Origin of the sequence: uncultured Thiohalocapsa sp. (assembly GCF_913062725.1) — a bacterium.
Classification (GTDB): Bacteria; Pseudomonadota; Gammaproteobacteria; order Chromatiales; family Chromatiaceae; genus Thiohalocapsa.
Genome location: NZ_CAJXWY010000043.1, coordinates 1 through 21,364, shown reverse-complemented (window position 1 = coordinate 21,364; position 21,364 = coordinate 1). Strand labels below are relative to the sequence as shown.

16 protein-coding genes are annotated in these 21,364 nt (G+C 69.9%); 8 read left to right on the top strand and 8 right to left on the bottom strand.

All coding sequences use genetic code 11. The annotated features are described in order from the left end of the window. The first annotated feature begins 8 nt into the window (after nt 1–8). Nucleotides 9–1,025, top strand: a complete 1,017-nt coding sequence (proX, locus tag QZ588_RS12460; protein WP_295543197.1) for a glycine betaine/L-proline ABC transporter substrate-binding protein ProX — start codon at nt 9–11, stop codon at nt 1,023–1,025. 284 nt (nt 1,026–1,309) lie between these two features. Here the strand turns inward: proX and QZ588_RS12455 are convergent, their stop codons facing one another. The 5 genes from QZ588_RS12455 to QZ588_RS12435 all read right to left on the bottom strand — a co-directional run bounded on the left by QZ588_RS12455 (nt 1,310) and on the right by QZ588_RS12435 (nt 12,048). Then, entirely contained in the window at nt 1,310–6,343 is a 5,034-nt protein-coding gene (locus QZ588_RS12455) for a PAS domain S-box protein (protein ID WP_295543195.1), read from the bottom strand. A gap of 171 nt (nt 6,344–6,514) precedes the next feature. Next, entirely contained in the window at nt 6,515–7,693 is a 1,179-nt protein-coding gene (locus tag QZ588_RS12450) for an EAL domain-containing response regulator (RefSeq protein ID WP_295543193.1), read from the bottom strand. A gap of 420 nt (nt 7,694–8,113) precedes the next feature. After that, nucleotides 8,114–9,757, bottom strand: a complete 1,644-nt coding sequence (locus tag QZ588_RS12445) for a HAMP domain-containing sensor histidine kinase (RefSeq protein ID WP_366929565.1) — start codon at nt 9,755–9,757, stop codon at nt 8,114–8,116. Continuing rightward, nucleotides 9,747–10,424, bottom strand: coding sequence for a response regulator transcription factor (locus QZ588_RS12440; protein ID WP_295543191.1), 678 nt, complete (start codon nt 10,422–10,424; stop codon nt 9,747–9,749). The genes QZ588_RS12445 and QZ588_RS12440 overlap by 11 nt, the downstream gene beginning before the upstream one ends. 94 nt (nt 10,425–10,518) lie before the next feature. Next, the gene (locus QZ588_RS12435) at nt 10,519–12,048 is read right to left on the bottom strand and encodes a DegQ family serine endoprotease (RefSeq protein WP_295543190.1); all 1,530 of its coding nucleotides are present in this window, start codon (nt 12,046–12,048) and stop codon (nt 10,519–10,521) included. A gap of 369 nt (nt 12,049–12,417) precedes the next feature. Here QZ588_RS12435 and QZ588_RS12430 point away from each other — a divergent pair, with 369 nt between their 5' ends. Both QZ588_RS12430 and QZ588_RS12425 read left to right on the top strand, forming a co-directional pair. After that, nucleotides 12,418–12,603, top strand: a complete 186-nt coding sequence (locus QZ588_RS12430; protein WP_295543188.1) for a hypothetical protein — start codon at nt 12,418–12,420, stop codon at nt 12,601–12,603. Between the two features lie 157 nt (nt 12,604–12,760). Continuing rightward, nucleotides 12,761–13,258: a DUF1269 domain-containing protein gene (locus QZ588_RS12425; protein ID WP_295543186.1), complete on the top strand. Its 498-nt coding sequence runs from the start codon at nt 12,761–12,763 to the stop codon at nt 13,256–13,258. 143 nt (nt 13,259–13,401) lie between these two features. On the opposite strand, the gene hisI is transcribed toward QZ588_RS12425, so the two are convergent. Beyond that, a complete protein-coding gene (gene hisI, locus QZ588_RS12420; protein ID WP_295543184.1) occupies nt 13,402–13,863 on the bottom strand; it encodes a phosphoribosyl-AMP cyclohydrolase in 462 nt (153 codons plus the stop codon). Nucleotides 13,864–14,016: 153 nt separating this feature from the next. Between hisI and QZ588_RS12415 the strand changes: the two genes are divergently transcribed. After that, complete coding sequence (locus tag QZ588_RS12415) at nt 14,017–15,357, top strand: dihydroorotase (RefSeq protein ID WP_295543183.1); 1,341 nt, start codon at nt 14,017–14,019, stop codon at nt 15,355–15,357. Between the two features lie 65 nt (nt 15,358–15,422). On the opposite strand, the gene QZ588_RS12410 is transcribed toward QZ588_RS12415, so the two are convergent. Next, nucleotides 15,423–16,922: an SDR family oxidoreductase gene (locus QZ588_RS12410; RefSeq protein WP_295543181.1), complete on the bottom strand. Its 1,500-nt coding sequence runs from the start codon at nt 16,920–16,922 to the stop codon at nt 15,423–15,425. A gap of 2 nt (nt 16,923–16,924) precedes the next feature. Next, nucleotides 16,925–17,965 carry an alpha/beta hydrolase gene (locus tag QZ588_RS12405; protein WP_295543179.1) on the bottom strand — a complete coding sequence of 347 codons (1,041 nt, stop codon included), beginning with the start codon at nt 17,963–17,965 and terminating at the stop codon, nt 16,925–16,927. A 317-nt stretch (nt 17,966–18,282) separates the two neighbouring features. Here QZ588_RS12405 and QZ588_RS12400 point away from each other — a divergent pair, with 317 nt between their 5' ends. The 4 genes from QZ588_RS12400 (at nt 18,283) to QZ588_RS12385 (ending at nt 21,291) form a co-directional block, all read left to right on the top strand. After that, complete coding sequence (locus QZ588_RS12400) at nt 18,283–18,861, top strand: L,D-transpeptidase family protein (RefSeq protein WP_295543177.1); 579 nt, start codon at nt 18,283–18,285, stop codon at nt 18,859–18,861. Nucleotides 18,862–18,959: 98 nt separating this feature from the next. Beyond that, nucleotides 18,960–19,181 carry a lipoprotein gene (locus tag QZ588_RS12395; protein ID WP_295543175.1) on the top strand — a complete coding sequence of 74 codons (222 nt, stop codon included), beginning with the start codon at nt 18,960–18,962 and terminating at the stop codon, nt 19,179–19,181. A gap of 29 nt (nt 19,182–19,210) precedes the next feature. After that, complete coding sequence (lysA, locus tag QZ588_RS12390) at nt 19,211–20,473, top strand: diaminopimelate decarboxylase (RefSeq protein ID WP_295543173.1); 1,263 nt, start codon at nt 19,211–19,213, stop codon at nt 20,471–20,473. Nucleotides 20,474–20,595: 122 nt separating this feature from the next. Next, a complete protein-coding gene (locus tag QZ588_RS12385) occupies nt 20,596–21,291 on the top strand; it encodes a trans-aconitate 2-methyltransferase (protein WP_295543171.1) in 696 nt (231 codons plus the stop codon). Nucleotides 21,292–21,364 lie beyond the last annotated feature (73 nt).

The window sequence follows — 21,364 nt, the reverse complement described above, 5'->3', positions numbered from 1 at the left end:
AGAAGCTCATGCAAGCGACTTCGGATCTCAAGACTTGCGCGCGCGTCGCGTTGTTCACGGCCATGGCCGCTGTCACCGGCGCCGCACTGGCCAGCGAGCAGCCGGGCGAGGGCGTCGAGGTGCAGCCCATCAAGTCCTCCATCGCCGAGGAAACCTTCCAGACCCAGCTGGTCATGAAGGCGCTCGAAGAGCTCGGCTATGACGTCAATGACATCAAAGAGATCGAGTACGCCGCCGGGCACGTGGCCATCGCCAACGGCGATGCCACCTTCATCGCCGCGCACTGGGATCCGCTGCACATCGACTTCTACGAGGAAGCCGGCGGCGACGACAAGCTCTACCGCGAGGGGATCTATTCCTCGGGCTCCATCCAGGGCTATCTCATCGACAAGAAAACCGCCGAAGCCCACGGCATCACCAACATCGAGCAGCTCAAGGATCCCGAGATCGCCAAGCTGTTCGACGCCGATGGCGACGGCAAGGCCGACCTCGCCGGCTGCCCGCCCGGCTGGGGCTGCGAGAAGGTCATCGAGCACCACATGGACGCCTACGACCTGCGCGACACCGTCACCCACAACCAGGGCAGCTACTCGGCCATCATCGCCGATGCCATCACCCGCTACGGAGACGATGAGCCCATCCTGTACTACACCTGGACACCCTACTGGGTGAGCGGCGTGCTGGTGCCGGGCAAAGATGTCACCTGGCTGCAGGTGCCCTTCAGCTCCCTGCCGGGCGAGCGCGAAGACGTGGACACCTCGCTGCCGGACGGCTCCAACTACGGCTTCCAGGCCAACGATCAGCGCATCGTCGCCAACAAGGAATGGGCCGAGGCCAACCCGGCGGCGGCGGAGCTGTTCGCGATCATGCAGGTCAGCAACAACGACATCAGCGCCCAGAACCTGCGCATGCGCGACGGCGAGGACAGCGAGTCCGACATCGAAAAGCATGCGGACGCCTGGATCGCCGCCAACCGCGAGAAGTTCGACGCCTGGCTGGAGCGCGCCCGCGCCGCGGCCGAATGAGGTCGGCGGCCACCCGCCGACGTGCGCGGCGGGCGCGCTGATCAGCGCGCCGGCGCAGCGGTTAGGCATGCCCCGCCGCAACAGTGCAGGGACGCACCCCCGCCACAAGGCACCGGCGCCGGGGGAGTTGCGGGCGCCGTCCGCGGTATGAGGGCGCCGGGGATCAAGCAACTCACGCCCTCCGCCGACCTACGCTCACCGACCCAGGCTCACCGCGGCGCACCCGCGCCGGCGACCAGACCCGCGGACAGACGGCCCCAGCGTCGACATGCGCCGCAGGCCCCTCAACGCTCCTGGACCGAAGGCTCTGGCGAACACAGCGCCTCGATGGCCGCGTAGAGGGCCTCGCGCTCCAGCGGCTTGCTCAAGATCACGGCATCGCCGGTGCCGTCGGTTTGGCGCAGGCTGGCGTCCTGGCCCGTCATCATCAGCACAGCCAGCTCGGGGTACGCCTCACGCAGGCGCTCGCGCAACGCCATCCCATCCATCACCGGCATCGCGATATCGGTCAGCACCAGGTCGAAATCGGCGTCCTCGCCGAGCAGCCCGAGTGCGGCTTCGCCGTGCTCGGCGAAGGCGGGCTCCAGCCCACCCATCGCCAGCAAGCGCCCGGTGGCGTCGCGTACCCGGGGGTCATCGTCCACCACCAGCACGCGCAGCCCGCGCAGCGGCGCCGCCGCCGCATCGGGGGCATCCGCGCCGGCGACGGCGGGCGTTGCCGGTGCCTCGCCAGCGGCAACGGGCTCGGCCGGCGCTGCCGTCGGCAGCAGCAGACGGAAGCAGGTCCCCTGCTCCAGCACCGTCTCCACGCTCAGCGCGGCGCCGGAGCGCAGCACGAACTCCTTGACCATGAACAGACCAAGGCCGTGCCCGCGGCCGCTGCTTTTGGTGGATACCAGCGGCTCGAACATGCACGCACGGATCTCGGCGGGAATACCGCCTCCAGAGTCGCTGACGCTGACCTCAATGTAGTCATCGCCCGGTGGCTCACCCAGCAGCAGCTCGCCCCGCAGCTGCTGCCCGGGCCGCGGTACTGCGGTGATACGCAGCTCACCGCCGCGCGGCATGGCATCGCGGGCGTTCAGGGCCAGGTTCAGCAGCGCCGCCTGCAGAAAGGCGGTATTGCTCCAGGCCCGTAAGACGTCCGGTACGTGCCATTGCAGCACAATGCCCGTCGGCAGCATGTGCCGCAGGATGCTCACCAACTCGCCGATGCTCTCGGCCAGGCGCACCGGTGCCAGCGAGACGCCGCCGGCACGGCTCAACGAGAGCATTCCCGAGGTCACCACCTTCGCCTGTCCCAGGGCGCTGCGCGTTTCCTCCAACACCTGCCCCAGTTCCACATCCTCGCTGGCATGGTCGGCCAGCGCGCTCTCGACGAAGAAGAGATTGACGTCGAGGACGCCCAGCAGGTTATTGAAGTCGTGGGCGACGCCGCTGGTCAGATGCCCAATGGTCTCACGCTCCTTCGCCTGCACCAGGTCGCGCTGCATGCGCGCCTCGGAGCGCACGGCAACGATGCGTTGGCCGGTGAGCCGCAGTAGCTGTCGCAGCGGATCATCCAGCCCGGAGGCCCGCTGATGCCCCCAGAGCACCAATAGCAGGTCCTCGGTCTCGTCCTCGCCCGCGGTGGGCAGTACCAGGGCGACACAACAGCCGAGGCCGGCCGCCGCCGCGCTGCCCGTGTGCTCACCCAACCAGAGCACGGGCCAGCCGGCGCGTGCCCGCGCCGCTTCGAGCAGCGGCTGCGGTACCGCCGGGGGCGGCTGGGGCAGCGCATCGGCTTGGGCGATGACCTGGGGCGCGCCGCCGGCTCGCGGCAGCGCGACCACTGTGGCCGATTCCATCGCCAGCGCCCTGCGGGCCAGGCGCAGCAGCGCTTGCACATGGGCATCGGCGGGCAACGCCTGATTCACCAGGTCGAGCAGCTCCTGCAGACTGCTGGCGTAGCGCGCCAGGGCCGATTCCAGGGCGGCGCGGCGCGCCTCCGTGAGCCGCAGCTCGGTGACGTCTTCAACCATCGCCAGCAGCACCGGCTGTGCCCCCCCCGCCGCCGGCAGCGGCACCAGCCGCAGGTCGCCCCACATCACCTCACCGTCCGGACGCGTGAACGCCTTGAGTAACCGCTGGCCGTCGCCGCGACCGGCGATCAGCTCGGCGAGCCAGTCCCGCGCCGCCGGCTCATCGTCGGTCGGCGCGAACAGATCACCGCCGCTGCCGAGCAACGCCTCCGGGCTGCGGCCCACCAGCTGCGCCAGGGCACGATTGGCCATCATCACGCGATACTCGCCATCGAGCAGCGCCATGCCGATGGGGGCGTGCTCGAAGATGGTATCGAGCCGCTCGCGACTCTCCTGCAGCTGCTGCTGCGCCAATTGGCGCTCGGTGATATCGCGGCCCAGCGCGACGATACCAATCACCTCGCCCTGCTCGTCGAGCAGGGCGGTGTCGGACCATTGCAGCCAGCGCCAGCCGTGCACGGTCTCGGCGCGCTGCTCCACCATGACCGCATGCGGCGGCTCGAACAGCCGGGCCATGGCCGCGGCGGTGGCGTCGCGATCCTCGGGGTGCACCAGCGGCATGAAGGTGCGGCCGATGAGCGCCTCTTCGCTGCGGCCGAACATGCGACAGTAAGAAGGGCTCGCGAACTCGAAACGGCCTTGGGCATCCGTGCGCACCACCAGGTCCTCGAGGTTGTCCACCACCAGCCGGTAGCGCGCTTGTTGCTCCCGCAGGGCCTGCTCGATGCGCCGGCGTTCGGTCACGTCCAGCGCCGTACCGGCGAAGCGCTGGAAGCGGCCGTCGTCGTCGGTCTGGACGCGGCCCCGCGCCTGCAGCACCCGCTCCATGCCGTCGCCGCCGCACACCCGAAACTCGATGTCGAAGATGGCTTGGGGGGGATGACGCGCCGCATCCACACAGGCCCGCACCCGCTCGCGATCCTGCGGGTGGACGGCCGCATAGAAGCGCTCCAGCGAGGCGGGCACGGCGCCGGGCGTCAAGCCGAGCAGCCGGTAGGCCTCATCGGACCAATGGCCGGTGCCATCCTCGGCGTACTCCCAGTGCCCGAGATGGGCGATGGCCTGGGCCTCGTTCAGCCGCGCCTCGCTCGCACGTAGCCGTGCGGTGGACTCCACCATATCGGTCACGTCCTGCTGCACGCCGATGTAATGGGTGACGTTGGCGCCGTCGCGGTGCACCGGCGACAGGGCGAGGGCGTTCCAATAGACGCTGCCGTCGGGGCGCCGATTGCGGATCACCGCCCGGCACTCCCGGTCCGCGGCCAGCGCCGCGCGCAGATGCGCCAGATCCGGTTGGTCAGCATCGCCGTCGCGCAGCAGGCGCAGATCCCGTCCCAGGAGGGCTTCGGCGCCGTAGCCGGTCATCTCGAGGAAGCCGCGGTTCGCGTAGGTCACCGCGTGGTCACCGCCGCTGCGCCTGGTTACCACAATGCCGGTGCCGCTCTGTGACAGGGCTTCCAGCAGCACGCCATGCTCACGGCGTAGCTGCAGGGCGGCGAGTCCCAGGCCCGCCAGGGGGCGGACCCGTTCGAAGACCTCGGCGGCAAAGGTGCCGGGGCCGGTGGCGGGCACATCCGTGAGCAGCAGTCCCAGCGCCACGCCCTCGCGGTCGCAAAACGGAATGGCCCGGCCACTGCACAGGCCCGCAGGCAGCGCGCCACCGGCGGCCATCACCGCCGGCGGCACCGCCATGGGCGTACCGGCGGCGAGCACCCGTTGCAGAAAGGCCATCGCCGCAGGCGCCGCCAGCCGCCGGTCGAGCTCGGCGCGGGCGTCGGCGGCGAGCCCCGGGCTCGCCACCAGCTCGAGGCGGTCGTCAGCCCCCGGGAGCAACAGGCAGTGCTGCCCCGGCAGCACCCGCCGCAGCTGCTGGCACAGCGTTTCACAGAAGGCCGCGACGTCGTCGCCATTGCATACCAGCCAGGCGAGGCAATGTGCCTCCAGATCCAGCAGGGCGCGCTGGCCACTCTGCTCGTCACGCTCGCGCCGCAGCGCCGTGAAGCTCGCACGCAGCGACAGCGCCATGGCGTGAACGTCCTCGCCCAGCGCCACGGCTTCCGCGAACAGACCCGTCGGCGGCGGTGACCAGGGCCGGCCGTCACGCAGGACCGCCGGCAGCCCGCGGGCCGCGTCGGCCACCGCGCGCACCGGTGCGACGATGCGCCGGCTCAGCCAGGACGCCAGCGCCACGGCGCCCAGCGCCAGCACGAACAAGGCCGCGAGCACCTCGACCGTGCGCCGCTGCACCGTGTCGATGACGGGCTCGGTGCTGATATCGAGCACCAGATCCTGCGCCGGCACCAGGCCCGCGACGGGCACCGCCAGCCGGTAGCGCGATGCCCGCCAGCGCGCCATGGCGGATGAGCGCGGCTGCGCCGGGCCCACCACCACCAGGCCCTGTCGGGCGGCACGCAGCACCGGCCCGGCGGGCGGTGCCGCGCCCAGTGTCGTCTCACCGCTATCGCGCTGCGCCAGAAACAAGCGCGGCGCGGCGCCCTCGCGCAGCGTGTCGTCGGCCAGGGTATTCAGCGCCGCCAGTTCTTGCGCCAGCGCCGCCGAGCCGGCGCCGGCGACCCGCGCCAGATCACGCGCGGCGAGGCTGCCGAACTGGTGCAGCTCCTCGGCACTGTCCTGCTCCAGATGGGATTTGAGATCGCTGTTCGTCCAGGCCGAAACCAGCAGCGACGGCAGCAACAACGCCGACAACAGCAAACTGAACAACAGCTCACTCAGGCGCGGCAGCCTGCGACGCCCCTGCAACAGCGCCACGAGCACCAGCAAGCCCCCGGCGAGCGCGGCATTGAGGATGCCATTCAAGGACTGCTTGACGGCGATCAGCAGCGTCGGCAGCCAGGGCATACCGAGCGGGCCGTGGTAGAACAGCAGCACCAGCGGCATGCCGATGAGGCCCCAGTACAACAGCACCGAAACGGCCAGCGGTGGCTTATCGCGCCCCCGCGCCCAGCGCCGGTGCAGACCGACGGCCAGCACTTCCAGGGCGAAAATGAGCAGGGCATAGGGGTGCTGCCACAGCACCAGGGTGTAAGCACCGCCGGCCACCGCCACCACCAGGCCGGGCACCAAGCCCAGCCGCACGAGCGCCACGAGCGCCGCGATGGAGCCGAACAGCACCTCCACCCCGAAGAACAGCGACACGCTGAAGTAGTTGCCGAGCACCGCTGCGGCGGACAGCAGCAGCGTCTCGGGCAGCACCCGCAGCCACGGCCGCGGACGCCGTGCACGCCCGCCCACCCCGGTCGCAAGCCGCTGCGGGTCGGCGACGGCGGCTGGGCTCATCACAACAACGGCGGGTGGCGCGGATCTGGCGACCGGTCAGGCGGGCGCATCGCCCCGGCGGACAACGCACGGGCGCGCGCTCGGATCCATACTGACGGGTAACCCGGCATCTCCATCGGTGCTGACCTCAGTCATCACCACCCCCTTCCTTCGGGCTCGTTCCAGAGGCGGTCAGGTTTTGGGTCCGAAGCGACTCATGACCTCGTCGAGGGGCGTGGGCGGGCCGAACAAATACCCCTGGAAGCGGTCCACGCCCGCTTCCCGCAGCCATTGCGCCTGGGCCAGGGTCTCGACGCCCTCGGCAACCACTTTGAGGCCGAGGTTCTGCGACAGGATCAGGATGGCGGCGAGCAACCGTTCCGCCTTACTGGAGTCGAACATCTCGGCGACGAAGCACAGGTCGAGCTTGAGCGTGTCATAGGGTAGCTCAGCGAGGGCGCGGATGCTGGAATAGCCGGTGCCGAAGTCGTCCATCGCCAGCGAGGCGCCGAGCAGGCGCAGCTCCGCGCCGAGCTCACGCACCGCTTGCGAGTCGGCGAGATTCGCGCTCTCGGTAAGCTCCACGCGCACGTCGCAGCAGCCCGCGAGTCCATCCACGAGCCGGCGCACCAGCGCCTTGGCAAGCACGATGTCGAGCTGCGCCACGCTCAGATTGACCGATAGATGATCCAGGGATAAGTCTGCGAGCGTCGCCTTCGCCGCCAACAACCGCTCGAACAGGGACTCGGTGAGGCTCGGGATCAGGCCGCTGGCTTCCGCCAGCGGAATGACCTGCTCGGCGCCGACGATGGTGCCGTCCGGCAGCCGTAATCGCGTCAGCACCTCCAGATCTTTGAGAGTCCCGTCGCCGGCGACGATGGGCTGGAAGAAGGGCTCGATACGGCCGGCGGCGATGTGGCCCGCCAGGGTGGGGCCGTCCAGCGCGGCCGGCTGTGCCGGTGCCTCAGCCAACATACCAGACGGCGGCGGCGGCGGCGGTGTGCTGGGTTGCTGCGCCGCCAGTAGCGGCGGCAGGTCGCGCACCATCGAGGCCTTGCTCACCGCCCCGCGCACCGTGAGACCGTTGGCGCTGGCGATGCGCCGTGCGGTGTCGAGCAGTTCGTCACCGTGGCCGGAGAGCAGGACGATGGGCAGCTGTAACCGCTGCTGACTCAGCCACTTGACAATGTCCAGACCAGTTTCCCGGCCCAGTTCCAAGTCCAGCACCACCAACTCCGGCGGATGGCTGAGGATATCCTGCTTGAATGCACTGGCGTTCGCGTGGTAGCGCACATCGTGACCCAGCCGACCAGCAAAGCGTCTAAGCGTGGGCTCCATGCGCGGGTCATCATCGAGACAGGTGAGCTGCATAGGTCCTCCATCGGGATCCGCCGTGGGGCTCAGGATGCGCGCGAGCGCTTGTCAGGGTGCATTACCGAGGTCGGGACCAGCACCAGCCGCCAACACCAGTGTTGCCATGATAGCCGGACCATCGGCCGGCCAGCCCGGCAGAATGTCGTCGGTCCCGACGGCGGGGACGCCGCCACGAAGCCTACCGGTGGCCTCTGTGGTGTATCCCCTGGCCAGCCGCAGACCGACCCGTGACATCCGCCCTCTTGAGGTGCAGCGGGTGTACATGTTCCCACCAGGCCGTTATCGGGATTGATCACCTACAGTACAACAGTGTCGAGCCGGTTGACGCGAAATGTTGCAGAATAGTCGCGCCGGATGGTCCCACAGGACGGTCATGCCGCAGGGTCGACGACAAGCAACAGACGCGGCGACTGCGCGCTATGGCTGGTGCATCGTCGCGAGCGACCCGCCCGCACGGACGGCCGAGCGCATCGCCGCGGCTGGCGTCGCATCCGGCGCGCCGCCCACGCCGTCGGCGCTGCGGCCGTTGCCGGTCCCGCCGCCGGCGGGCAGCGTCAGCACGACCCGTAGCCCGGGGCCGGCATCCTGCAGTGTCAGGGTAGCACCGTGCAGCTGCGCCACGGCCTGCACCAGGCTCAAGCCCAGGCCGTGGCCCGGGGCCGAGCGGCTGGCGTCGATGCGATAGAAGCGCTGCAGCACCTTGCCGCGCAGCGCCGGCGGAATGCCCGGCCCGGAGTCGGCCACGCCCAACGCCACACCGCCCCCCGCCGCCGGTGCCGCGCTCAAGTGGACGCTGCCGCCGGGCGGGGTGTACTTGATGGCATTGTCCACCAGGTTGGCCAGGGCCTGGAACAGCAGATCGCGGTCGCCGTGCACCCGCAGCGCGCCGTCAGCGGCCGTCGGCGCCGCCACCGCGATCTGCTGCGCCTTGTCCGCCGCCAGCGGCTCGTAGAGCTCGGCGACGTCGTGCAGCAACACCACCGGGTCCAGGTCGGCGAAGGCGGCCCGGCGGCTGCCGGACTCGACGCGGGCAATGCGCAGCAGGGCGTTGAAGGCGCCCAGCAGCTCCTCGGCATCGGCGATGGCCTCGTCGACGCCCTCCGCCGCCCCCGCCGCGAGGTCCGTGTCGCGCAGCTGGCTCAGCTTGGTGTGCAGCCGCGACAGCGGCGTGCGCAGGTCATGGGCGATGTTGTCCGACACCTGCCGCACGCTGGCCATCAGCGCCTCGATGCGCGCGAGCATGCGGTTCAGGTTGACGGCCAGCTGGTCGAACTCGTCGCCACTGCCGTCGGTGGGGATCCGGCGCGAGAGATCGCCTTCCATGATCTCCCGGCCCACTTGGTTGACGGCCTCGATGCGCCGCACCACGCCGGCGCTCATGAGCCAGCCGCCGGCGAGCGCCAACGCCACCGTCATGGCCAGCCCCCAGCCCAGGGCATCGCGCACCAGCCCGCGGATGGCCGCGAGCTCGCGCGCGTCGCGCCCCACCAGCAAATGCAGGCCGCCGCGCAGCAGAAACACCTTGCCGCGGGCGGCGTGCTCCGCCTGCGCATCGGCGCCCGCCGCCGCGTCCCGCAGACGGAAGTCGATCCAGCCATCGCGGTCCGGCTCGACGTCGGGCCAGGCATCGATGTTGCCCACCAGGGGGCGGTAGTCGCCGTCGGCGAGCAGATAGACGCCGGCGCCGGTGGGCCGCGCCGCGCTGCGCTGGGCCAGCAGTGTGGTGAGACCAGACAGGCCGCGCCGGCGGTATTGCTCGGCGAGACCCTGGATCTCGGCCTCGATGGTGGCATCGGTCTGCCGCGCCATGTAGCCGGCGGTGGACCAGTAGATGAACCCGAGCAGCATCACCACCGAGCCCGCCAGCAGCACCGCGTAGAGCAGCGCAAGGCGGAAGGTGAAGCTCGCCAGCACCTCCCGCGGGCGGGTCATCGGCCAGGTCGCGCGGCGCCCCGCCGACGGCTGCTCGGTGGCCACGGCGACCCCCGGCGGCGATGCCGCGGCCGCCGGCGCGCCGGTGTTGGCTTCAGGGCGTGGCTCAGGCCGTGGCTCAGGGCTCACGGATCACATAGCCGGCGCCGCGCACCGTGTGCAGCAGCGGCTCGTCGAAATCGCGATCGATCTTGCCGCGCAGCCGGCTGATGTGCACATCGATCACGTTGGTCTGGGGGTCGAAGTGATAATCCCAGACATGCTCCAGCAGCATGGTGCGGGTCACCACCTGGCCGGCGTGACGCATCAGATACTCCAGCAGGCGGAACTCCCGCGGCTGCAGCGGGACCTTCTTGCCGGCGCGGGTCACCTCGCGCGTGAGCAGGTCCAGCGCCAGGTCGCCCACCTGGAAGTGCGTCTGGGGCTGGTCCTCGGGCACGGCCCGGCGCAGCAGGGCCTCGATGCGGGCATGCAGCTCGGAGAAGGCGAACGGTTTGACCAGGTAATCGTCGCCGCCGGCGCGCAGTCCCTCCACCCGATCATCCACCTCGCCCAGGGCGCTCAGAATGAGTACCGGCGTACGGTTGTCGGACGCCCGCAGCGTGCGCAGCACGCCCAGGCCATCCAGCGAGGGCAGCATGCGATCGATGACCAGCACGTCATAGTCGTTCGCCGCCGCCAGCAGCAGCCCGTCACGCCCGTCCGCGGCGTGGTCCACGGCGGCGCCCACTTCGCGCAGCGCCTTGGTCAGGTAGGCGGCGAGCTGGTGGTCGTCTTCAATGATCAGAACACGCATTGCGGCACGATCGAAGGGCGAGGATTGCGTACCGAGAGCGGGGGGCGCGAGCCGCAGAGCTCGCGCCCCTCACGACGGATGGCTCGTCACGGCTTCAGGCGAAGGGCACCGCCACAAAGCGCTGCTCACCGTTTTGCTCCACCCGCAGCAGCACCGACGGACGGTTCTGCTTGGCGGCCTCGCGCACGGCGCGGGCCACCTCATCGGGGTCCGTCACCGGCTCCTGGCCCACCATGGAGATGAGGCTGCCGGCGCGGATACCGGCGCGCTGCGCCGGGCTGCCGGGCTCCACCTGGGCCACCAGCACACCCGGAGTGTCGGCTTCCAGGCCGCGCTCCTCACGGATCTCGGGGGTCAGTGGCGCCAGGAACAGGCCGATCCGCGGACCGTCATCCGGGGCGGCCTCGCCGGGCCTGGACATGGCGAGGTCGTCCTGCGGCATGCGGCCGATGGTGACATCCAGCACCCGCACCTTGCCGCCGCGGATCACTTCCAGCTCGATATCGGTGCCGGCATCGATGCTGGCGATGAGCTTGGTGAGGTCGCGGTATTCCTGCATCCGCTGGCCGGCGGCCCTGAGAATGACGTCGCCGCTCTTCACGCCGGCGGCCATGGCCGGGCTGTCGGGCAGCACGTCGGCCACCAGCACGCCTGCGGCCGTGTCCAGCCCCAGGCTACCGGCGACCTCCTCGCTCACGGCCTGGATCTGCACGCCGAGCCAGCCGCGCTCCACCCGGCCCTTCTCGCGCAGCTCAGCGACGATGCCCGCCGCCGTCTCCGCGGGAATGGCAAAGCCGATGCCAATGTTGCCGCCGCTGGGCGAAAAGATAGCCGTATTCACGCCGATGACCCGGCCGCGGGAATCGAACAACGGCCCGCCGGAGTTACCGCGGTTGATGGGCGCGTCGATCTGCAGATAATCATCGTAGGGGCCCGAGTTGATATCACGCCCCCGCGCCGAAATGATACCGGCGTTCACGGAGCCACCGAGGCCAAAGGGGTTGCCCACGGCGAGCACCCAGTCACCGATGCGCGCCTCGCCGCTGTCGCCCAGGCTCACGAATGGCAGATCCGGCGCGCCGTCCACCTTGATCAGCGCCAGATCGGTCTTGGGATCGCGGCCGATGACGCGCGCCTCGTACTGGCGGCCGTCGTTGAGCGTGACCTCGATGGTCTCGGCGGACTCGATGACATGGTTGTTGGTGACGATATAACCGGCCGGGTCGACGATGAAACCGGAGCCCTCGCCCTCGCGCTGGCGCGGCATCTGGAAGTCCTGCATGCCGCCGAACTGCTCGAAGAACTCCCGCAGCGGCGAATCCTCCGGCAAGCCCTCCGGCAGGGCACGGCCGTTCATGGACATCTGCTGCAAGGGCTTCTGCGCCACGGTGACATTCACCACCGCAGGCGTCACGCGCTCGGCCACATCGGCGAAGCTCGGCGGCCCCGCCGGCTCTGCCAGCGCCGCCGGCGTCGCGGCCTCGGTGTTGTTCACGGCGAGCAGCGCGGCGCCGGTGCCCAACGTCAACGTCACGGCCAGGGCCAGGGCGGCGCGGCGGAAGCCGCCGCCGGACTGCGCGCCGGCACTGGCGGCCGCGACACGCGACACGTCGGCGGCACGCATCGAACGGGATGACTGCTTGATCGGTTGCATTCGAACCCTCCAGGGGTTGCCCGAGTGATTATGAGGTGAGCCTGTGGTCAAGCCGCAGCCCGTGACTGGCGCGGGCTTTGCCGTACGGATGACATTGGTGGTGTATCGTCGGGTCAGCGCCGTTACTGCGCCGTTGCAGCAACATTAAGCTTTGGTCATGCCTGCGCACGGCGGCCATCCATCGCCACGGCCGCGAGTCGGCAACAACCCCTTGCGGCGCCCTGCCTGGATGCGTAGGTTGTCCCCGTCGGCCGCGAGATAAAGTCCGCCGCCCCCGGCGCCGGCACTTTTTTGCCGACGACCACCGCGTCATCACAGCCCACCGCGAGGAAAACCCCTATGCCCGATCTGGAACAGGTGGAAATCCACCGCTACCGCCACGAGCTTGAGCACGACGTCCAGCACCTGGTGAAAAAGTACTGCCGCATCATGGGCTGGGAGGTGCCGGAACTGGACGAGCAAGAAGCCGAGCAACTGATCTTTGCAGCCCTGCGCGAGGCCCTGGACCAGGTCGAAAAGGGCTAGCACACCGCCCGCGACCCACCCGCCGCCGGCGACAGCGCGCCGGCGCCCGGCGGCATCACCGCGCGCCACAACCCTGTCCCCACCGGAGCGGACCCGCATCCGGTCAGCAGCCGCGCAGCGGCGATTTCCACAACGCAGTTTTGCAGGAGGACCGAAGATGAGCGATCTGGTCGTGCTGTCATTTCCGGATCAGGAAACGGCGTTTCAGTTGCGAGCCGAGCTGAGCCGGCTGCAAAAGGAATATCTCATCGACATGGAAGACGTGGTCGTCGTCACCAAAGACGAAAACGGCAAGGTGAAACTGCATCAAGCCGTCAGCCTGACGGGCATGGGCGCCGTCGGCGGCGGCTTCTGGGGCATGCTCATCGGCCTGCTGTTCCTGAACCCGCTGCTCGGCGCCGCCGTCGGCGCCGGCGCCGGAGCCCTGTCCGGCAAACTCTCGGACATCGGCATCAACGACCAATTCATGAAAGACCTGGCCGCCAACTTCCAGCCCGGCTGTGCGGCGGTGTTCGTGCTGGTGCGCAAGGCCACCACGGACAAGGTCATCGAAGAGCTTCAGGCCTTCCACGGCAAAGGCCGGGTACTGCAGACCTCGCTGAACAAAGACGAAGAAGCCGCCCTGCGGGAAGTCATCGAGGGCGACAACCTCTGACCACCTCACGGCGGGGGTCTCGACAGCAGGGATGCTGTCGTGAAGCCTACAGGGACGTATTCACGGCGGCCCCCGCCGGCCGCTGCCCCGCCCGCCGCACCTCCCCAAAGCCGAAGCGGGCTGGGCGGCGGGGATAGTCTGGTCTACTTGTACAACTGCGCCGGATCGATGAGCGCCTCAGCGACCACCTCCACCCGCTCCCCGCGCAGCGCATTGTAAAAGCAACTACGGCGGCCGGTATGGCAGGCGGGGCCCGTCTGATCCACCAGCAACAACAGGGTATCGCCGTCGCAGTCCAGCCGCAGCTCCCGCAGCAACTGCACCTGGCCCGACGACTCCCCCTTGCGCCAGAGCTTGCCGCGGGAGCGCGAGAAGTAGCACACCCGGCCCGTCGCCAGCGTCTCGTCCAGCGCCGCCAGATTCATCCAGGCCATCATCAGCACCTCGTGGGTGTCGTATTGCTGGGCGATGGCCGGGATGAGCCCATCGGCGTTGAGCTTCAGGCTCGCGCGCACCTCCGCCCAGGGCACACTGTCGCCGAGACCGGCGCCCTCGTTGGCCTTAATTCGATGCTTTGGATTGGGGTTTTCTGCGGGATCACGCATGTCAGGCGCACGGCTTCTGGCTAGACTGCACATGCCGGCAGGTTAGCAGAGCCAACCGCCCCCTCGCCCCCCCAGCCTGCGTCCCCGGACACAGCCAGCGCAACGCCAGCCGCGCGTCCACCGGGCAAAGAGCAACACAGATCGGAGCACCGCATGTCCAGTCTTCTCATCACCAACGCCCTCGTCGTCAACGAGGGCCGCCGCTTCGAGGCGGACGTGCTGGTCACCGACGGGCGCATCGCCGCCATCGGCGGCGACCTGCAAAGCCGCCCGGCGGAGCGCGTCATCGACGCCGCGGGGCGCCTGCTGCTGCCCGGCATGATCGACGACCAGGTCCACTTCCGCGAGCCCGGCGCCACCTACAAGGCGGACATCGCCAGCGAATCCCGCGCGGCGGTGGCCGGCGGCATCACCAGCTTCATGGAAATGCCCAACTGCAAGCCGCCCACCCTCGACGCCGAGCAACTGGCCGCCAAGTACGCCCGCGCCGGCGAGGTCTCCCGCGCCAACTACGCCTTCTACCTGGGCACCAGCAACGACAACATCGACGCCATCCGCGCCCTGCCCGTGGGCGCCGCCTGCGGCGTCAAGGTGTTCATGGGCGCGTCCACCGGCAACATGCTGGTGGACGACCCGAAGGTGCTCGACGCCGTCTTCCGAGACAGCCCCGTCATCATCGCCACCCACTGCGAAGATACGCCGACCATCCTCGCCAACGAGGCGGCCTACCGCCAGCGTTACGGCGAAGACGTACCCATGGACGCGCATCCGCTGATCCGCTCCGAGGCGGCCTGCCTCAAGTCCTCCACCCTGGCCGTCGACCTCGCCCGCCGCCACGACGCCCGCCTGCACGTGCTGCACCTCACCACGGCGCGGGAACTGGCGCTGTTCGCACCCGGCCCCATCGATGGCAAGCGCATCACCGTCGAGGCCTGCGTGCACCACCTCTACTTCGATGCCCGGGATTATGCCGAGAAGGGCGCGCTCATCAAATGCAACCCGGCCATCAAGCGCCCGGAGGACCGCGAGGCCCTGCTCGCCGCCGTCGCCGAGGACCGCATCGACGTCATCGCCACCGACCACGCCCCGCACACCCTCGACGAGAAGGCCGGCACCTACTTCCGGGCGCCGGCGGGCCTGCCGCTGGTGCAGGACGCCCTGCCCTCGCTGTTCGCCCATGTGCAGGCCGGCACGCTGACCCTCGAGCAACTGGTGCAAAAGACCAGCCACGCGCCCGCCGCGTGCTTCAACGTACGCGAGCGCGGCTACATCCGCGAGGGCTATTGGGCCGACCTGGTGCTGGTGGACCCCAGCACCCCGGTCACCCGCAGCCGCGGGCAGGTGCTCTACAAGTGCGGCTGGTCGCCATTCGAGGGGCGCGTGCTGCCGGCCACCATCGTCGCCACCATCGTCAACGGCGAAGTGGCGTACGAGCACGGGCAGGTGAACGATGCGGTGCGGGGGCAGCGGCTGGCGTTCGGGCCGACGCGGTAAACGGCGCGCCCACTGGCAAAAATCTCAAGCAACAGTCTGCAACCGATTCGCCAGATCCCGGATGGTCAGCCGGCCCGCGCCACCTCCCCCCGTCGTTCCCGCACCTCCGCCAGGCGGCAGATCTCCTTCACGGTACCGGTGAAGACCACGCCGTGGGCCGGGGCGAAGGCGTACCAGTACAGCAGGCCCCAGACGCCGGCGGGATGCCAGTAGGCGGTCATGCCGAGCCGGGTACCGCCGTCGGGCAGCGGCTTCAGCTCGAACTCCATCATGCCGGCGCCGGGGGCGCGCATGCCAAAGGCCAGGCTCAGGCGCCGCTCGGGCTCGAGGCCGAGCACCTTCCAGGAGTCGATGCGGTCGCCCACGCGCAGCTGGGTCGGATGGCGGCGGCCGTGCTGGCGGCCGGGGCCGCCGGCGACCCAGTCCAGGGTCTCGCGCAGCTGCCAGAGGCCATTGAGATAGAACCAGCCGCGCTCACCGCCGATCTCCCGCAGCACCGACCATACGGCGGCGGGCGTGGCCTTGGTGTCGTGGGCGGCGCTGGCGCGCTTGGCGTAGTAGGCGTAGTCGATGCGTTGCTCACGCACGGCGAAGGCTCCTTCGATCCAACGGGCGACGACGGGCTCGCTGGCGCGCTCGGCCGCGAACACGGCACGCACGGCCTCGCGGAAGCCGAGCAGCTGCTGCGGCACCAGGCGCCTGAGCGCCGCGTCGTCGGCACTGAAGTCGTGCTTCAGGCCCTCGATCAGGGCCCGGGCGATGTTGGTGGGCACCGCGGTGATGAGCCGCAGCCAATAAGACGACAATTTCGGACTCAGCACCGGCACCGGAATGACGATGGGCGGGCGCCGGCCGCCCTCCTCGGCGAGGATGCGCATCATCTGCTGGTAGGTCAGGGTCTCCGGTCCGCCGGCGTCGAACACGCGCCCCGCCGCCTCGGGGATCTGCGGCAGCCGCACCAGATAGGTGAGCAGGTTGTCCAGGGCCAGCGGCGGCGATTGGGCGCGCACCCAGCGCGGCGTCACCATCACCGGCAGGTGATAGACCAGGTCGCGCATCACCTCGAAGGCGGCGGAGCCGGGGCCGACGATGATGCCGGCGCGCAGCTCGGTCACCGGCACCCGGCCCCGGCGCAGCACGTCGCCGGTGTCGCGGCGCGAGACGATGTGCTCGCTGTCGGCGTCATCCGGCACCAGCCCGCCCAGGTAGACGATGCGCCTGACGCCGGCGCGCTCGGCGGCGGCGGCGAAGTTGGCCGCGGCCGCCAGGTCCAGACGGCCGAAGTCCTTACCGGCGCCCATGGAATGCACCAGGTAGTAGGCGGTATCGATGCCGGCGAGGGCCGCGTCCAGCGTCTGCGGTGCCAGGGCGTCGGCCTCGACCAACTCGGCGGCCTCCCAGCCGCGGCGCTCCAGGCTGGCGCGGTTGCGGCTGCTGGCCCGCACCGGGATGCCCGCGGCCAGGAGCCTGGGCACCAGATGGCTGCCGATATAGCCGCTGGCCCCGAAGACCAGGCAGCGTCCGGCGTCAGTGGCGTCGGCGGCGGGCGATGGCGGTGTCGTCATGATCAGGGCCCTTCGGCGCGTGCCTCGCCGGGCGCAGGCAGCCCGTCCAGCCACTGATCGATAATATCCATCACCAGCGCCGGACATTCTTCCTGGGGCACATGGCCGCAGCCCGGCAGCTCGGCATAGGTGGCATCGGGCAGGGCGCGGGCCACCGCCAGGGTATCGGCGGGCGGGACGATGCGATCTGCGGTGCCCGTGACCACCAGTGCCGGTGTCTCGATCTCGCCCAGGTGGCGGCCGATCTCCACGGGGTCCGTGAGCGAGCGGGCCAGCAGCGCCGCCCAGGCGCCGTCCCAGTTGGCCATATCCCGATGCACCGCCGCACGGGCCCGGCGCGCCTCGTCGATGCGGCCGGGATCGGCGTAGGCAACGTCCAGCAGCGGCATGTCGGTGCCCAGGGTGCGCGCCAGCAGCAGCATCAGGCGCTGGGTCTGCGGCAGGCCCACCAGCCATTGCGGCAGGATCGGGCGCTTGGAATTGACCCAGGGCGCGAGCAGCACGAGCCCGCGCACGCGCTGCGGGTAGGCCCGCGCCGCCTCCAGGGCCAGAGTGCCGCCGGAGGAGTTGCCCACCAGATAGGCCTGCTCCACGCCGAGCGTGTCCAACAGCGCAACCAGCCGCTTCAGCGTGGCGGCCTTGGCGTACAAATCCGGATCGGCCGTCGCCCCGGGCATGAGCTTGGCACTCAGGCCATAGGGGATCTGGTCGTAGGCGATGACCCGCCCGCGCTCGGCCAGCGCCGCCTGCAGCTGCTCCCAGGTATAGAGATTGAACGTGAAGCCATGCAGCAGCACGAAGGTGGGCGCCTCGCCGGCGTCATCCCCGGCCCGGCGCTCCGCCACATGCATGGTCACCGTGCCCCCGCCCGCAGTGGGCAGGCTGACGAACTGGCTGCCCGGGCGCTCCAGCGCCTGCGGGCGTGTCTCTCCCGGCGCCGGCGCCGGGTCCACCAGCAGCGGCCCGACGGCGACGGCGATGAAGCCCAGCCCCAGGGCGAGCACCACCAGGACCAACAACAGGCGAAACAGCAGGCGCAGCATGGGGCTCGGGCGGACAGGCGGGACAACGGGCGAAACACGAACACCAACGATGCTAGCACAGCCGGCGCCCGCCCCGTGCGCCCGCCGGCCCCGTCACGGTGCCACGGCGACGCTCACCCCGGCGGCCGCGGGGTCGTCGCAACCATGGCGACCACCGCCGAATGCCACGGCAGCTCTTGTACCGTCGTTGAAGAAAATGCCATAAATCCCCGATTTGAATTTGGTTTATCGCATGCAGAGAGGGTGTCTCAGCGTCACCGGCGGCGTAGAATCATGCCACCGACCGATCCAACCCACGCCCCAGGCTCCACCTCACCATGCGCTGCTGCCGACCTTTCACCCGCTTCGCCCAGGCGCTGCGGCAACCCCCACGCCAACGCCACGGCGCCGCCGTCGCCCTCGCCGCCCTGCTCGTCCTCACCGCCCCCCTCGCCGGCTGCGCCTCCAAGCCCGAGCCGACGGTACGCTTCGTCGACAGCGTGCTCGTGCGCAAAGGCGATCGCACCCTGCAACTCCTGCACGACGGCGATGTCCACCGGGAGTACAAGATCGCCCTCGGCGACAGCCCCGTGGGCCACAAATTCGAGGAAGGCGACGAGCGCACCCCAGAAGGCGACTACGTACTGAACTGGCGCAACCCGAACAGCAACTTCCACAAGTCCATCCACATTTCCTACCCCAACGCCCGCGACCGGGCCTTCGCCCGCGCCATGGACATCAACCCGGGCGGCATGATCATGATCCACGGCCGCCCCAACTGGCTCACCTCACCAGCCGTTGCCAGAGAGTACGACGGCCGCGACTGGACCGACGGCTGCATCGCCGTGAAGAACCACGAAATGGACGAAATCTGGCGGCTGGTCCGCGACGGCACACCCATCCGGATTCTGCCGTGAGCGCGCCGCGCCCCGGCGCCGTCCGTCGCCCACCCGCGCACCGATAGTCCCAACGTCGGGTTTTGCCCGTCGCGACCGGATGCGGCATCATCACCCACATGCAGCCCCGACGCCGACACGCCCTCGCCCCAGCCGGACTCATCGCCGCGGCGCTGCTCGGTGCCTGCGGCCAGACGGGCGACTTGTACCTGGCGGCGGACGACCCGGAGCGCGCGGCGCGCGATGCCCGCAGCAAGGCGCCGCCGTTTCCGTTCCCGCCCGCGGATGCGCCCTGGCCCCCCGAGCCGCCGGCGGCGCCCGCCGCCGACCCGGACCGGTAGCACCGCAGCCCCCAGCGCAGAGCCCTTCGATGGATCATTTCAACTACCGTGGCGAGCAGCTGTTCGCCGAGGACATCCCGGTCACCGAGCTCGCCGGGCGCTTTGGCACGCCCTGCTACGTCTACTCCCGCGCCACCCTCGAGCGGCATTGGCACGCCTTCGATCGGGCACTGGGCGCCCGGGCGCACCTCATCTGCTTCGCCGTCAAGGCCAATTCCAACCTCGGTGTGCTGAGCCTGCTGGCCCGTCTGGGCTCCGGTTTCGACATCGTGTCGGTGGGCGAGCTGGAGCGGGTGCTGGCCGCCGGCGGCGCGCCGGACAAGATCATCTTCTCCGGCGTCGGCAAGGGCGCGCACGAAATCCGCCGCGCCCTCGAGGTGGGCATCCGCTGCTTCAACGTGGAGTCGGAGCCCGAGCTCGAGCGCATCGCCGCCATCGCCGCGGACATGGACCGCCGCGCCACCGTTTCGCTGCGGGTCAACCCCGACGTGGATGCGCGCTCGCACCCCTACATCTCCACGGGCCTCAAGGAGAACAAGTTCGGCATCGACATCCATGCCGCCGAGGCCGTCTACCGACGCGCGGCGGCGCTGCCGCATATCCGGGTCGGCGGCATCGACTGCCACATCGGCTCGCAGCTCACCGAACTCGCACCCTTCCTGGACGCCCTGGACCGCGTACTGGCCCTGGCCGACCGCCTCACCGCACAGGGCATCGCCATCGAGCATCTCGACCTGGGCGGCGGCCTCGGCATCCGTTACACCGACGAAGCGCCGCCGCAGCCGGATGCCTACGCGGCGGCGCTGAACGCCCGTCTGGGCGCGCGCGACCTGGAGATCATCCTGGAGCCCGGCCGCGCCATCGCCGGCAATGCCGGCATCCTGCTCACCCGGGTGGAGTACCTGAAGTCCACGGCGACACACAACTTCGCCATCGTCGATGCGGCCATGAACGACCTGCTGCGCCCGGCGCTCTACGGCGCGGAGCAGGCCATCGTTCCTGCCGTGCAGCGCGCGGCTGAGCCGCTGACCTGGGACATCGTCGGCCCCGTCTGCGAGACCGGCGACTTCCTGGGCAAGGGCCGGGCCCTGGCGCTGGCGCCCGGAGACCTGCTCGCCGTGCGCTCGAGCGGCGCCTACGGCTTCACCATGAGTTCCAACTACAACAGCCGGCCACGGACCGCGGAAGTGATGGTCGACGGCGCCCAGGCCCATCTGGTGCGCCGCCGCGAGCGCCTGGCCGAGCTCTACGCCGGCGAGCACACACTGCCCGCGGATGGCGAAGGACAATGATACGGATTGCGATACCGACCCCGATGCGGATCATGATCCCAACACCGGCGGCCCGCCGGCCACGGCGCGCGGCATCACAACGCCGGCACGATCACTACCCCTGCGTCTGAGGCAACCACACAATGCAGCGTCGCCCCGAGCCCGAGCTGATGGATGGTCCCGAGCAGGCCCGCGCCTATGCCGCGGCCGACTTCAGCGAGCCCAACGCGCTCTTCCTGCGCTTACTCGAGCAACAGGGCGCCGACGATCTCGCCCACGGTCGTGCCCTCGATCTGGGCTGCGGCCCCGCGGATATCGTGCTGCGGCTGCTGCGCCGCTACCCCACCCTGCACTGCGATGCCCTCGACGGCAGTGCCCCCATGCTGGCGCTAGCCCGGGCCGCCATCGACGCGCGACCCGATATTGCGAGCCGCACGCGTCTCATCTGCGACAAGCTGCCATCCGGGCACCTCGCGGCCGCCGCCTACGACCTGATCATCTCCAACAGCCTGCTGCATCATCTGCACGAGCCGCAGGTGCTGTGGCGCAGCATCCGAGCCGCGGCAAAGCCGGGGGCGCTGGTGCTGGTGATGGACCTGACGCGCCCCGCCTCCGCCGGCCAAGCCGCCGCCCTCGTGGAGACCTACGCCGCCGACGCGCCGCAGGTGCTCAAGCACGATTTCCGCAACTCCCTGCACGCCGCCTTCGAGCCCACCGAAGTCACCCAACAGCTGCGCGTCGCGGGCCTGGCCGAGCAGCTGTCGGTGCAAGTGGTGAGCGACCGACATCTGGCCGTGTGGGGGCGGATAGAGCACGCGGGCCCCGGGTCCGGGGTCTAGGAGGCTGTCCGACTTATCGGGCCGCAGGCCGGGTACAATAGGTCCGGGTTCACGCAGACGCGAGTGTGCAGCA

Coding starts and splice junctions, on each gene's coding strand:
- proX (WP_295543197.1), top strand. CDS start 9: ATGCAAGCGACTTCGGATCTCAAGACTTGCGCGCGCGTCGCGTTGTTC.
- QZ588_RS12455 (WP_295543195.1), bottom strand. CDS start 6,343: ATGAGCCCAGCCGCCGTCGCCGACCCGCAGCGGCTTGCGACCGGGGTG.
- QZ588_RS12450 (WP_295543193.1), bottom strand. CDS start 7,693: ATGCAGCTCACCTGTCTCGATGATGACCCGCGCATGGAGCCCACGCTT.
- QZ588_RS12440 (WP_295543191.1), bottom strand. CDS start 10,424: ATGCGTGTTCTGATCATTGAAGACGACCACCAGCTCGCCGCCTACCTG.
- QZ588_RS12435 (WP_295543190.1), bottom strand. CDS start 12,048: ATGCGTGCCGCCGACGTGTCGCGTGTCGCGGCCGCCAGTGCCGGCGCG.
- QZ588_RS12430 (WP_295543188.1), top strand. CDS start 12,418: ATGCCCGATCTGGAACAGGTGGAAATCCACCGCTACCGCCACGAGCTT.
- QZ588_RS12425 (WP_295543186.1), top strand. CDS start 12,761: ATGAGCGATCTGGTCGTGCTGTCATTTCCGGATCAGGAAACGGCGTTT.
- hisI (WP_295543184.1), bottom strand. CDS start 13,863: ATGCGTGATCCCGCAGAAAACCCCAATCCAAAGCATCGAATTAAGGCC.
- QZ588_RS12415 (WP_295543183.1), top strand. CDS start 14,017: ATGTCCAGTCTTCTCATCACCAACGCCCTCGTCGTCAACGAGGGCCGC.
- QZ588_RS12410 (WP_295543181.1), bottom strand. CDS start 16,922: ATGACGACACCGCCATCGCCCGCCGCCGACGCCACTGACGCCGGACGC.
- QZ588_RS12405 (WP_295543179.1), bottom strand. CDS start 17,965: ATGCTGCGCCTGCTGTTTCGCCTGTTGTTGGTCCTGGTGGTGCTCGCC.
- QZ588_RS12400 (WP_295543177.1), top strand. CDS start 18,283: ATGCGCTGCTGCCGACCTTTCACCCGCTTCGCCCAGGCGCTGCGGCAA.
- QZ588_RS12395 (WP_295543175.1), top strand. CDS start 18,960: ATGCAGCCCCGACGCCGACACGCCCTCGCCCCAGCCGGACTCATCGCC.
- lysA (WP_295543173.1), top strand. CDS start 19,211: ATGGATCATTTCAACTACCGTGGCGAGCAGCTGTTCGCCGAGGACATC.
- QZ588_RS12385 (WP_295543171.1), top strand. CDS start 20,596: ATGCAGCGTCGCCCCGAGCCCGAGCTGATGGATGGTCCCGAGCAGGCC.